The sequence below is a fragment of the Bacillus cereus group sp. BfR-BA-01381 genome (assembly GCF_022663555.1).
In the GTDB taxonomy this organism is placed as follows: Bacteria; Bacillota; Bacilli; order Bacillales; family Bacillaceae_G; genus Bacillus_A; species Bacillus_A pacificus.
This window is the reverse complement of record NZ_JAKUFR010000110.1, coordinates 1-12,847: the sequence shown is the minus strand read 5'-3', so window position 1 is coordinate 12,847 and position 12,847 is coordinate 1. Positions and strand designations below refer to the sequence as shown.

Genomic DNA, 12,847 nt, shown 5'->3' with positions numbered 1-12,847 from the left:
ATGATGGCAGAGAGGTCACACCCGTTCCCATACCGAACACGGAAGTTAAGCTCTCTAGCGCCGATGGTAGTTGGGACCTTGTCCCTGTGAGAGTAGGACGTCGCCAAGCAAAAACCTAAGTCGTTTCGACTTAGGTTTTTTTGTGTTTATTTTTATATATCAAATGTCGTAATTCGTAAATTTAGTAATCTTAATGAGAGAAAAGAATGAAAATGAGGCTATTGAGGGTAATAGTAATGATTTTTTGCTTTTCAGGCTTTCTAAGTGCTCCAAAACAACCCTTATGATAGGAACTGTTATTTCTTTTACTACAAGTATATATTTTACATAATGAGAGTAAGAAAAGCGGGATGATATAAGAATGAAAATAAGTATTCAATCCTTACAGTAATGAATGCGATACAAAGGAATAGAAACGATATGCTTTATTCCGCATTAACGGGCAGTAAGACCCCCACCTCAAATTTCAGCGGAAGCAAAGAAGCTAGGTGGGGATCAACTGCCCGTAAAAGCCCGATTGGTGAGGGTTGATTAAAGTTTCACTTTATATAAAAGCATATGGAATTAATATACAAACCATTTTGTGTATGGTAGATCTCTAGAAATATATATTCTAATTGCTTATCCTTCTTGCATATAGTTACAATTATTCTTTTGAATATAACTAAAACACGAACGTTATTGATGAGTAATAAAAAAACATTCGATTATTTGTTGACATTGTTTATGAAATATTGTTAATATAGCCATAGAAAGAATAATATATAAGACCTCATATAATCGCGGGGATATGGCCTGCAAGTCTCTACCTAACGACCGTTATTCGTTAGACTATGAGGGAAAGTCACTCGGTATTTTTCTATTCACAAGGGATACGTATGCCTGAGTAGAGCGCTTTCTCTCATAGTAAAAGAGAAACTGTTCTATTTCAGGCTTTTTTTATTTGAATCGGGGGGATTCTAATATGAAATCACTAGTTGGAGTCATAATGGGAAGCACGTCAGACTGGGAAACAATGAAATATGCTTGTGACATTTTAGATGAATTAAATATACCGTATGAGAAAAAAGTTGTATCCGCTCATCGGACTCCGGATTATATGTTTGAATATGCAGAGACGGCTCGTGAACGTGGATTGAAAGTTATTATTGCTGGAGCTGGTGGAGCAGCACATTTACCAGGAATGGTTGCAGCGAAGACGAATCTTCCTGTAATCGGAGTTCCAGTTCAATCAAAAGCGTTAAACGGCTTAGATTCATTATTATCCATCGTCCAAATGCCAGGAGGGGTTCCAGTTGCAACTGTTGCAATTGGTAAGGCTGGTTCAACAAATGCTGGTTTACTTGCTGCACAAATACTTGGATCATTCCATGATGACATATATGATGCATTAGAATTGAGAAGAGAAGCAATTGAAAAAGATGTGCGCGAAGGTAGTGAGCTAGTATGACGAGAATCATTTTACCTGGAAAAACAATCGGTATTATTGGAGGCGGCCAGCTAGGAAGAATGATGGCATTGGCGGCTAAGGAGATGGGATATAAAATTGCTGTTTTAGATCCTACAAAAAACTCACCATGTGCACAAGTTGCTGATATTGAAATTGTTGCATCATATGACGATTTAAAAGCGATTCAGCATTTAGCAGAGATCAGTGATGTTGTCACATATGAATTTGAGAATATTGATTATAGATGTTTACAATGGCTTGAAAAGCATGCTTACTTACCGCAAGGCAGTCAGTTGTTAAGTAAAACGCAAAATCGTTTTACAGAAAAGAATGCGATTGAGAAAGCAGGATTACCAGTAGCAACGTATAGATTAGTCCAAAATCAAGGTCAGTTTACTGAAGCAATCGCTGAGTTATCATATCCTTCCGTCTTAAAAACGACGACAGGTGGATATGATGGGAAAGGGCAAGTTGTTTTAAGAAGCGAAGCTGACGTTGTTACAGCGCGAGAGCTTGCGAATGCAGCAGAGTGTATTTTAGAGAAATGGGTGCCTTTTGAAAAAGAAGTATCAGTTATTGTCATTCGTAGTGTAAGTGGTGAAACGAAAGTATTTCCGGTAGCGGAAAATATTCATGTAAATAACATTTTGCATGAATCCATCGTTCCAGCTCGCATTACAGAAGAACTTTCTCAAAAAGCTATTGCTTATGCAAAAGTGCTTGCGGATGAACTAGAACTTGTGGGAACACTAGCGGTAGAGATGTTTGCTACAGCTGATGGTGAGATTTACATTAATGAATTAGCACCAAGACCTCACAATTCAGGACACTATACACAGGATGCATGTGAAACGAGTCAATTCGGCCAACATATTCGAGCAATCTGTAATTTACCTCTTGGAGAAACAAATTTGTTAAAACCAGTTGTCATGGTAAACATTTTAGGCGAACATATAGAAGGGGTCCTAAGACAAGTGAATAGATTAACCGGGTGCTATTTACACTTGTATGGAAAAGAAGAAGCAAAAGCGCAGCGAAAAATGGGGCATGTTAATATTTTAAATGATAATATTGAAGTCGCTCTAGAAAAAGCGAAGAGTTTGCATATTTGGGACCATCAAGAACAACTGTTGGAGGGAAAAAGATGATTAGTCGTTATACACGCCCAGAAATGGGTGCAATTTGGACGGAAGAGAACAAATTTAAAGCGTGGTTAGAAGTTGAGATTTTAGCTTGTGAAGCATGGGCTGAGCTTGGCGATATTCCGAAAGAAGATGTTAAAAAAATTCGTGAGCATGCATCATTTGATATTGATCGTATTTATGAAATTGAAAAAGAGACACGTCATGACGTAGTTGCATTCACTCGTGCTGTATCAGAAACACCAGCATTAGGCGAGGAACGTAAATGGGTTCATTACGGTTTAACATCTACAGACGTAGTAGATACAGCGTTATCTTACATCTTAAAACAAGCGAATGAAATCATATTAAAAGACTTAGAAAACTTTGTAAGTATTTTAGCTAACAAAGCGAAAGAGCATAAATACACGATCATGATGGGAAGAACACATGGTGTTCATGCAGAACCAACAACATTCGGTTTAAAACTTGGTCTTTGGTATGAAGAAATGAAACGTAACGTAGAGCGTTTCAAACAAGCTGCTAATACAGTTCGTGTTGGTAAATTATCTGGTGCGGTTGGTACATATGCAAATATTGATCCATTCGTAGAAAAGTATGTTTGTGAAAACTTAGGATTAGAAGCAGCACCAATTTCAACACAAACATTGCAACGTGATCGTCATGCTCATTACATGTCAACACTTGCATTAATCGCAACGTCTATCGAAAAGATGGCAGTTGAGATTCGTGGTTTACAAAAGAGTGAAACACGTGAAGTTGAAGAAGCTTTCGCAAAAGGTCAAAAAGGTTCTTCTGCAATGCCGCATAAGCGTAATCCAATTGGATCTGAAAATATGACTGGTTTAGCTCGTGTTATCCGCGGTTATATGATGACAGCTTATGAGAATGTTCCATTATGGCATGAGCGTGACATTTCTCACTCTTCAGCAGAACGCGTAATTTTACCAGATGCTACAATCGCGTTAAATTACATGCTAAACCGCTTTGGTAATATTGTTAAAAACTTAACTGTATACCCAGAGAATATGAAACGTAATATGACAAGAACATACGGCTTAATTTATTCTCAGCGCGTAATGCTTACATTAATCGATAAAGGTATGGTACGTGAGGAAGCTTACGATATCGTACAACCTAAAGCGATGGAAGCTTGGGAAACACAAGTACAATTTAAAGAGCTTGTAGAAGCTGATGAGCGTATTACGAGCAAGTTAACACAAGAAGAAATTAATGAATGCTTCAACTATGAGCATCATATGCAACACGTTGATACAATCTTTGAACGCCTTGGATTAAACGAAGCGTAAAATTTCATATGGCACAGAATAGAGTCATTCTGTGCCATTCTTTATAAAAACATTATTCACATTTTTCAAACTACAGGGGGCTTGCGAAATGCAAAAGCTAGAATTGCTGTATGAAGGTAAGGCAAAAAGAATTTATCGTACAGAATCAGCAGATATGGTTTGGGTAGAGTACAAAGATAGTGCGACTGCTTTCAATGGGGAGAAAAAAGAGACGATTACAGGAAAAGGTCGTTTGAACAATGAGATTACAACTTTATTGTTCAGAAAGTTACAAGAAGTAGGAATTAAAACACACTTTGTTGAGAAGCTATCTGAAACAGAACAACTTGTTAAAAAAGTGAGTATTATTCCTTTAGAAGTTGTCACAAGAAATGTAATTGCAGGAAGTCTTTCAAAACGATTAGGAATGGAAGAGGGAACTGTACTTGCAGAACCAATCGTAGAATTTTACTTCAAAGATGATGATTTAGGAGATCCGCTTGTAACGGAAGATCATATTCGTGTATTAAACGTTGCATCGCCAGAGCAAGTAAGCGTATTACGAGATATGGCTCTACAAATCAATCAAGTGTTGATTGATCATTTCGCAAGCTGTCGTGTAAGATTAGTAGATTTCAAATTAGAGTTTGGTGTAACGGATGAAGGAGAAATTATTTTAGCAGATGAAATTTCACCAGATACTTGCCGTTTATGGGATGAAACGAGCAATGAGAAGTTTGATAAAGATGTATTCCGTCGTGATCTTGGAAATTTAACAGATGCTTATGAAGAGATTTTAAAACGTTTAGGGGGAATTTCACATGTATAAAGTTAAGGTATATGTAACATTAAGAGAAAGCGTATTAGATCCACAAGGAACAGCAGTAAAAGGAGCACTTCATAGCCTTTCATTCAAAGAAGTACAGGATGTTCGAATTGGAAAGTACATGGAACTAACAATTGATAAATCGGTAACTGACTTAGATAGCAAGGTAAAGGAAATGTGTGAAAAACTATTAGCAAACGTTGTAATGGAAGACTTCCGTTATGAAGTTGAGGAGGTTGTCGCACAGTGAAATTTGCCGTAATAGTATTTCCAGGTTCGAACTGTGATGTCGATATGTTCCATGCAATTAAAGATGAGCTTGGCGAAGAAGTAGATTACGTTTGGCACGATACAGAGAATTTAGATGAATATGATGCAATTCTACTACCAGGTGGTTTCTCTTACGGTGACTACTTACGCTGCGGTGCTATTTCTCGCTTTGCGAATGCAATGAAAGCAGTACAGAAAGCTGCTGAGCAAGGAAAGCCAATTTTAGGTGTATGTAATGGATTCCAGATTCTTGTTGAATCAGGATTATTACCAGGAGCATTAATGAGAAATGAAAACTTAAAATTTATGTGTCGAACAGTTCAGTTACGTGTTGAAAATAATGAAACAATGTTTACATCACAATATGAAAAAGATGAAGTAATCAATATTCCAATTGCACATGGTGAGGGGAATTACTATTGTGATGAAGAGACTCTTAAACAATTAGAAGAGAATAATCAAATCGCATTCCGTTACGTAGAAAACCCGAACGGAAGCGTTTCAGATATTGCGGGTATTGTAAACGAAAAAGGAAATGTACTTGGTATGATGCCACACCCAGAGCGTGCTGTAGATGAATTACTTGGCGGTGCTGAAGGATTAAAAGTCTTTCAATCTATCTTAAAACAGTGGAGGGAAACATATGTCGTTAATGCTTGAACCAAATCCAACACAAATTAAAGAAGAGCGCATATATGCGGAAATGGGGCTAACAGACGAAGAGTTCGCCATGGTTGAAAAGATTTTAGGCCGTCTGCCAAATTATACAGAAACAGGATTATTCTCTGTTATGTGGTCTGAACATTGTAGTTATAAAAATTCAAAACCAGTACTTCGAAAATTCCCAACAACAGGTGAGCGCGTCTTGCAGGGGCCTGGGGAAGGTGCTGGAATTGTAGACATCGGTGATAATCAAGCGGTTGTATTTAAAATGGAAAGTCATAACCACCCTTCTGCTATTGAACCATATCAAGGAGCGGCAACAGGTGTTGGTGGTATTATTCGTGACGTATTCTCTATGGGAGCACGTCCAGTAGCTCTATTAAACTCACTTCGATTTGGAGAATTACAATCACCACGTGTGAAATACTTATTCGAAGAAGTAGTAGCAGGAATTGCAGGATACGGTAACTGTATCGGTATTCCGACTGTTGGCGGCGAAGTACAGTTTGATCCATGTTATGAAGGAAATCCACTTGTAAATGCAATGTGCGTAGGCTTAATTAACCACGAAGACATTAAAAAAGGGCAAGCGCACGGTGCTGGAAATACAGTAATGTACGTAGGAGCATCAACTGGTCGTGATGGTATCCACGGTGCTACATTTGCATCTGAAGAGTTATCTGAAAGCTCAGAAGCGAAGCGTCCAGCAGTTCAAGTAGGAGATCCATTTATGGAGAAACTTCTTATTGAAGCTTGTTTAGAACTTATTCAATCGAATGCACTTGTTGGAATTCAAGATATGGGTGCAGCTGGTTTAACATCATCTTCTGCAGAAATGGCAAGTAAAGCAGGAATGGGTATTGAAATGTACTTAGATGATGTACCACAACGAGAAACAGGAATGACACCATATGAAATGATGCTCTCTGAATCACAAGAGCGTATGTTAATTGTTGTGAAAAAAGGTAGAGAGCAAGAAATAGTAGACTTATTTGAGAAGTATGGTCTTGCAGCCGTTACGATGGGGAAAGTAACGGAAGACAAAATGCTTCGTTTATTCCATAAAGGTGAAATGGTAGCTGAAGTACCAGCGGATGCTCTTGCAGAAGAAGCGCCAATTTATCATAAACCATCACAAGAAGCAGCATACTTTGCTGAATTCCAACAGATGAAAATGGAAACACCAAAAGTAGAAAATTATAAAGAAACGTTATTCGCTCTATTACAACAACCGACGATTGCAAGTAAAGAGTGGGTTTATGATCAATATGATTATCAAGTTCGCACAAGCACAGTTGTTACACCGGGTTCAGATGCAGCAGTTGTACGTGTACGCGGTACAGAAAAAGGATTAGCAATGACGACAGATTGTAACTCTCGCTACATTTATTTAGATCCAGAAGTGGGCGGTAAAATTGCAGTAGCAGAGGCAGCACGTAATATCGTATGTTCTGGAGGAGAGCCACTTGCAATTACAGATTGCTTAAACTTCGGTAATCCAGAGAAACCAGAAATCTTCTGGCAAATTGAGAAATCAGTAGATGGTATGAGTGAAGCTTGTCGCACATTACAAACACCAGTTATCGGCGGAAACGTATCAATGTATAACGAACGTAGTGGTGAAGCGGTATATCCAACACCGACAGTTGGGATGGTCGGACTAGTACATGACTTAAAACATGTAACAACACAAGAGTTTAAGCAAGCTGGCGATTTAGTTTATGTTATCGGAGAGACGAAAGCTGAGTTTGGTGGAAGTGAATTACAGAAAATGCTTCACGGCAAAATTTTCGGCCAATCACCAAGTATCGATCTAGACGTAGAATTAAAACGTCAAAAACAAGTATTAGCAGCAATTCAAGCTGGCCTTGTTCAATCTGCACATGACGTTGCTGAAGGTGGTTTAGCAGTTGCAATTTCAGAAAGTGCAATTGGTGCTAACGGCTTAGGTGCTACTGTGAAATTAGACGGGGAAGCAACAGCGGCATTATTTGCGGAATCACAATCTCGCTTCGTGATAACTGTAAAACGTGAAAATAAAGAAGTGTTCGAGAAAGCGGTAGAAGCAATTCAAGTTGGAGAAGTAACAAATACAAATGAAGTGACAATTCATAATGAAGAAAATGAAGTGTTGCTTACAGCAAATGTAGATGAAATGAGAAAGGCTTGGAAAGGGGCAATCCCATGCTTGCTGAAATAAAGGGGTTAAACGAAGAATGTGGCGTTTTCGGAATTTGGGGGCATGAAAATGCGGCACAAGTTTCATACTACGGATTGCACAGTTTACAGCACCGTGGGCAAGAAGGCGCAGGCATTGTCGTAAATAATGGAGAAAAAATCGTCGGTCACAAGGGGTTAGGTTTAATATCGGAAGTGTTTTCAAGAGGAGAGCTAGAAGGATTGAACGGGAAATCAGCAATCGGACACGTACGATACGCGACGGCTGGTGGAAGTGAAGTGGCTAACGTTCAACCACTACTGTTCCGTTTTTCCGATCATAGTATGGCATTAGCTCATAACGGGAATTTAATTAATGCAAAAATGCTTCGCCGTGAATTAGAGGCAGAGGGAAGTATTTTTCAAACAAGTTCAGATACAGAAGTACTTTTACATCTTATTAAACGTAGTACGAAAGATTCGTTAATTGAAAGTGTAAAAGAAGCTCTAAATAAGGTGAAAGGTGCGTTTGCATATCTTTTACTAACTGGAAATGAAATGATTGTTGCGCTAGATCCAAATGGATTCCGTCCCCTTTCAATTGGAAAGATGGGAAATGCTTACGTTGTAGCATCTGAAACATGTGCTTTTGATGTAGTAGGTGCAACATACATTCGTGATGTAGAACCGGGTGAATTACTTATCATTAATGATGAAGGAATTCACGTAGATCGTTTCACAAATGATGTAGAACATGCAATTTGCAGTATGGAATACATTTACTTCGCACGCCCAGATTCAAATATCGCTGGTGTTAATGTCCATGCAGCACGTAAAAACATGGGGAAACGTTTGGCGGCAGAAGCTCCTATTGAAGCTGATGTTGTTACTGGTGTACCAGACTCTAGCATTTCAGCAGCAATTGGTTATGCGGAGGCGACAGGCATTCCATATGAGTTGGGATTAATTAAAAATCGTTACGTTGGACGTACGTTTATTCAACCTTCTCAGGAACTGCGAGAGCAAGGGGTTAAGATGAAGCTTTCAGCAGTAAGAGGTGTAGTTGAAGGAAAACGAGTTGTTATGATTGATGATTCTATCGTACGAGGAACAACGAGTAAACGAATTGTTCGTATGCTTCGCGAGGCTGGAGCGACAGAAGTTCACGTAAGAATAGCTTCACCACCTTTGAAATATCCATGTTTCTATGGCATTGATATTCAAACGAGAAAAGAATTAATTGCAGCAAATCATACGGTAGAAGAAATTCGTGAAATGATCGGTGCAGACTCATTAACATTTTTAAGTGAAGATGGATTAGTAGATGCAATTGGACGTCCATATGAGGGGAAATACGGTGGCCTATGTATGGCGTACTTCAATGGAGATTATCCAACAGCTCTTTATGATTATGAGCAAGAGCTGTTAGAAAGTATAAAATAAGAAGAAAAAAGCTTCTACTTCTTTTTGATGTAGAAGCTAGCTTCTTTCTTAAAACGGCCCGCACAGGATAGGGAGAAATTAAAAGACGAGGTGTAGATAACGATGGCGAATGCATATAAGCAAGCAGGAGTAGATATTGAAGCTGGATATGAAGCGGTATCTCGCATGAAAAAACACGTACAAACAACAATGAGAAAAGAAGTACTAGGCAGTTTAGGCGGTTTTGGAGGTATGTTTGACCTATCAAAATTTGCATTAGAAGAACCTGTATTAGTATCTGGAACAGATGGCGTGGGAACGAAATTGATGCTCGCTTTTATGGCAGATAAACATGACACAATTGGTATTGATGCGGTTGCAATGTGTGTAAATGATATTGTTGTCCAAGGAGCAGAGCCGCTTTTCTTTCTTGATTATATTGCTTGTGGTAAAGCTGAACCTAGTAAAATTGAAAACATCGTCAAAGGTATATCAGAGGGCTGTCGCCAAGCAGGCTGTACTTTAATTGGTGGAGAAACAGCTGAAATGCCAGGAATGTATTCTACAGAAGAATACGATTTAGCTGGTTTTACAGTTGGGATCGTTGATAAAAAGAAAATTGTAACAGGTGAAAAAATTGAAGCTGGTCACGTATTAATTGGCTTAGCATCTAGCGGTATTCATAGTAACGGTTATTCTTTAGTACGAAAAGTATTACTAGAAGATGGAGAACTATCTTTAGCTCGCATTTACGGACGCTTAGAGCTACCTCTTGGTGAAGAATTATTAAAACCAACGAAAATTTATGTCAAACCTATTTTAGAACTATTGAAGAAATATGAAGTATACGGTATGGCACATATTACAGGTGGCGGATTCATTGAAAATATTCCACGTATGTTACCAGAAGGAATCGGTGCAGAAATTGAATTAGGATCTTGGGAAATTCAGCCGATCTTTAGTTTACTTCAAGAAGTTGGCAAGTTGGAAGAGAAAGAAATGTTCAATATTTTTAACATGGGTATTGGTATGGTAGTAGCGGTGAAGGAAGAAGATGCAAAAGGTGTTGTTCGTCTTCTTGAAGAGCAAGGAGAAACTGCTCGTATTATTGGACGCACTGTACAAGGAGCTGGCGTTACTTTTAATGGAGGCACAGCGCTATGAGTAGATTAGCAGTTTTTGCTTCTGGAAGCGGATCTAACTTTCAATCTCTCGTTAATGCAGTAGAAGAAAAAAGATTGGATGCAGAAATTAGTTTATTAGTATGTGATAAACCAGAAGCACGCGCTGTTGGGCGAGCACATTATCATCATATCCCGTGTTTCGCTTTTTCAGCGAAAGCATATGAGTCAAAAGAAGCGTTTGAAAAAGAGATATTAAAGAAGCTAGAAGAGTATGAAATTGATTATGTTATTTTAGCTGGATATATGCGTTTAATTGGACCAACTTTACTAGAAGCTTACGGCGGAAGGATTATTAATATTCATCCATCACTATTACCGAGTTTTCCAGGGAAAGATGCTGTTGGTCAAGCGTTAGAAGCAGGTGTGAAAGTAACTGGAGTAACGATTCATTATGTAGACGCAGGTATGGATACAGGGCCAATTATTGCACAAGAAGCAGTAGTTGTTTCTGAAGGGGATACGAGAGAAAGCTTACAAACGAAAATTCAACAAGTTGAACATAAGTTATACGTAAATACAGTGAATCAAATTGTTCAATCTACGAAAGAACCAACTGTTAACTAACATACAACCAGGGGTGAAGAGTAAATGAAAAAGCGTGCATTAGTAAGTGTTTCAGATAAAACAGGAGTAGTAGAATTTGTTAAAGGTTTACTAGAACAAGGGATCGAAGTTATATCAACAGGCGGTACAAAAAAATTACTAGAAGAAAACGGCTTACAAGTAATCGGTATTTCTGAAGTAACTGGTTTCCCAGAAATTATGGATGGTCGTGTGAAAACATTACATCCAAATATTCATGGTGGTCTATTAGCAGTTCGCGATAATGAAACGCATGTAGCACAAATGAATGAGTTAGGTATAGAGCCAATTGATTTTGTTGTCGTTAACTTATACCCATTCAAAGAAACAATCGCTAAGCCTGATGTAACATTTGCTGATGCAATTGAAAATATTGATATTGGTGGCCCAACAATGATTCGCTCTGCTGCGAAAAATCACAAATTTGTATCGGTAATTGTAGATCCAGTAGATTACGATGTTGTATTAGCAGAACTGAAAGAGAACGGTGAAGTAAAAGAAGAAACGAAACGTAAATTAGCAGCGAAAGTATTCCGTCATACAGCAGCATATGATGCGTTAATCTCTAACTACTTAACAGAGCAAATGGGTGAAGAAAGCCCAGAAACATTAACTGTGACATTTGAGAAAAAGCAAGACTTACGTTATGGCGAGAATCCACATCAAAAGGCAACTTTCTATAAAGCGCCATTCGCAGCAACTTCTTCTGTTGCATACGCAGAACAATTACACGGTAAAGAATTATCATATAACAATATTAATGATGCAGACGCAGCACTTAGCATCGTAAAAGAATTTACAGAACCAGCAGTAGTAGCAGTAAAACATATGAATCCATGTGGTGTTGGAGTAGGAACTGATATTCATGAAGCATACACACGTGCTTATGAAGCGGATCCAGTATCAATCTTTGGAGGGATTATTGCAGCAAATCGTGAGATCGACAAATCTACAGCTGAAAAGTTACATGAAATTTTCTTAGAAATTATTATTGCACCTTCTTTCTCAAAAGAAGCTTTAGAAGTGTTGCAAAGTAAGAAAAACTTACGTTTACTAACTGTAAATATTGAAAAATCGACAAGTGCGAGCAAAAAACTAACTTCTGTACAAGGCGGACTTCTTGTTCAAGAGGAAGATACGTTATCATTAGATGAAAGTACAATTTCAATTCCAACAAAACGTGAACCTTCAGAGCAAGAATGGAAAGATTTAAAACTAGCTTGGAAAGTTGTAAAACATGTGAAGTCAAATGCAATTGTTTTAGCGAAAGATGATATGACAATTGGTGTCGGTGCGGGACAGATGAACCGTGTAGGTTCTGCAAAAATCGCAATTACACAAGCTGGTGAAAAAGCACAAGGTAGCGCGCTTGCATCTGATGCTTTCTTCCCAATGCCAGATACATTAGAAGAAGCAGCAAAAGCAGGAATTACAGCAATCATTCAACCAGGCGGATCAATCCGTGATGAAGATTCTATTAAAGTGGCGGATACGTATGGGATTGCGATGGTGTTCACTGGCGTACGTCATTTCAAACACTAATAGAGGGTGTTTAAAAAGTCCGGTTAAGATAACCTTCGCTTGTCGTCGTTGCGTTGCCAGTGCGGTACTCATGTAGGAAAACTACACTCCGTGTCCTCCTGGCAAATGCGCCTCGACCTGCTCGGTTCTCTTAATCCTCCTTTTTAAACTTTGATTGATATGGATGTTTAAAAGTCCGGTCAAGATAATCTTTGCATGTCATCGTTGCATTGCCAGTGCGGTACTCATGTAGGAAAACTACACTCCGTGTCCTCCTGGCAAACGCGCCTCGACCTGCTCGGTTCTCTTGATCCGCCTTTTTAAACTTACAGTGATATGAA

General features: G+C 38.6%; 11 protein-coding genes, 1 rRNA gene and 1 riboswitch. All 12 genes read left to right on the top strand.

Features of this window, described 5'->3' with window-relative positions; translation table 11 throughout:
• Window positions 1-109, top strand: a 5S ribosomal RNA gene (rrf, locus tag MR079_RS24990); the annotation flags it as partial.
• Between the two features lie 643 nt (window positions 110-752).
• Window positions 753-854: riboswitch (purine riboswitch) on the top strand.
• Between the two features lie 110 nt (window positions 855-964).
• Window positions 965-1,450, top strand: coding sequence for a 5-(carboxyamino)imidazole ribonucleotide mutase (gene purE / locus MR079_RS24985; protein WP_000839371.1), 486 nt, complete (start codon window positions 965-967; stop codon window positions 1,448-1,450).
• On the top strand, window positions 1,447-2,598 hold the full coding sequence (gene purK, locus MR079_RS24980; RefSeq protein ID WP_139869838.1) for a 5-(carboxyamino)imidazole ribonucleotide synthase: 1,152 nt from the start codon (window positions 1,447-1,449) through the stop codon (window positions 2,596-2,598). The genes purE and purK overlap by 4 nt, the downstream gene beginning before the upstream one ends.
• Entirely contained in the window at window positions 2,595-3,902 is a 1,308-nt protein-coding gene (gene purB / locus MR079_RS24975) for an adenylosuccinate lyase (protein WP_000625683.1), read from the top strand. Before purK ends, purB begins: the two co-directional genes overlap by 4 nt.
• A gap of 88 nt (window positions 3,903-3,990) precedes the next feature.
• Window positions 3,991-4,710 carry a phosphoribosylaminoimidazolesuccinocarboxamide synthase gene (gene purC / locus MR079_RS24970; RefSeq protein ID WP_001170542.1) on the top strand — a complete coding sequence of 240 codons (720 nt, stop codon included), beginning with the start codon at window positions 3,991-3,993 and terminating at the stop codon, window positions 4,708-4,710.
• A complete protein-coding gene (gene purS, locus MR079_RS24965; protein WP_139869839.1) occupies window positions 4,703-4,957 on the top strand; it encodes a phosphoribosylformylglycinamidine synthase subunit PurS in 255 nt (84 codons plus the stop codon). Before purC ends, purS begins: the two co-directional genes overlap by 8 nt.
• A complete protein-coding gene (gene purQ, locus MR079_RS24960; protein WP_000666779.1) occupies window positions 4,954-5,637 on the top strand; it encodes a phosphoribosylformylglycinamidine synthase subunit PurQ in 684 nt (227 codons plus the stop codon). The genes purS and purQ overlap by 4 nt, the downstream gene beginning before the upstream one ends.
• Window positions 5,621-7,840 (top strand): phosphoribosylformylglycinamidine synthase II, encoded by a 2,220-nt coding sequence (gene purL / locus MR079_RS24955; protein WP_242294828.1) that lies wholly within the window; start codon window positions 5,621-5,623, stop codon window positions 7,838-7,840. Before purQ ends, purL begins: the two co-directional genes overlap by 17 nt.
• Window positions 7,825-9,240, top strand: coding sequence for an amidophosphoribosyltransferase (gene purF, locus MR079_RS24950; RefSeq protein WP_139869841.1), 1,416 nt, complete (start codon window positions 7,825-7,827; stop codon window positions 9,238-9,240). The genes purL and purF overlap by 16 nt, the downstream gene beginning before the upstream one ends.
• A gap of 102 nt (window positions 9,241-9,342) precedes the next feature.
• On the top strand, window positions 9,343-10,383 hold the full coding sequence (purM, locus tag MR079_RS24945) for a phosphoribosylformylglycinamidine cyclo-ligase (RefSeq protein WP_242294827.1): 1,041 nt from the start codon (window positions 9,343-9,345) through the stop codon (window positions 10,381-10,383).
• Window positions 10,380-10,967: a phosphoribosylglycinamide formyltransferase gene (purN, locus tag MR079_RS24940; RefSeq protein ID WP_000088582.1), complete on the top strand. Its 588-nt coding sequence runs from the start codon at window positions 10,380-10,382 to the stop codon at window positions 10,965-10,967. The genes purM and purN overlap by 4 nt, the downstream gene beginning before the upstream one ends.
• A gap of 24 nt (window positions 10,968-10,991) precedes the next feature.
• The gene (purH, locus tag MR079_RS24935) at window positions 10,992-12,527 is read left to right on the top strand and encodes a bifunctional phosphoribosylaminoimidazolecarboxamide formyltransferase/IMP cyclohydrolase (protein WP_074615324.1); all 1,536 of its coding nucleotides are present in this window, start codon (window positions 10,992-10,994) and stop codon (window positions 12,525-12,527) included.
• Window positions 12,528-12,847 lie beyond the last annotated feature (320 nt).

Bases quoted from the DNA above. Each gene is read 5' to 3' on its own strand.
- purF (WP_139869841.1), top strand. From the start codon at position 7,825: ATGCTTGCTGAAATAAAGGGGTTAAACGAAGAATGTGGCGTTTTCGGA.
- purL (WP_242294828.1), top strand. From the start codon at position 5,621: ATGTCGTTAATGCTTGAACCAAATCCAACACAAATTAAAGAAGAGCGC.
- purK (WP_139869838.1), top strand. From the start codon at position 1,447: ATGACGAGAATCATTTTACCTGGAAAAACAATCGGTATTATTGGAGGC.
- purH (WP_074615324.1), top strand. From the start codon at position 10,992: ATGAAAAAGCGTGCATTAGTAAGTGTTTCAGATAAAACAGGAGTAGTA.
- purC (WP_001170542.1), top strand. From the start codon at position 3,991: ATGCAAAAGCTAGAATTGCTGTATGAAGGTAAGGCAAAAAGAATTTAT.
- purN (WP_000088582.1), top strand. From the start codon at position 10,380: ATGAGTAGATTAGCAGTTTTTGCTTCTGGAAGCGGATCTAACTTTCAA.
- purS (WP_139869839.1), top strand. From the start codon at position 4,703: ATGTATAAAGTTAAGGTATATGTAACATTAAGAGAAAGCGTATTAGAT.
- purM (WP_242294827.1), top strand. From the start codon at position 9,343: ATGGCGAATGCATATAAGCAAGCAGGAGTAGATATTGAAGCTGGATAT.
- purE (WP_000839371.1), top strand. From the start codon at position 965: ATGAAATCACTAGTTGGAGTCATAATGGGAAGCACGTCAGACTGGGAA.
- purB (WP_000625683.1), top strand. From the start codon at position 2,595: ATGATTAGTCGTTATACACGCCCAGAAATGGGTGCAATTTGGACGGAA.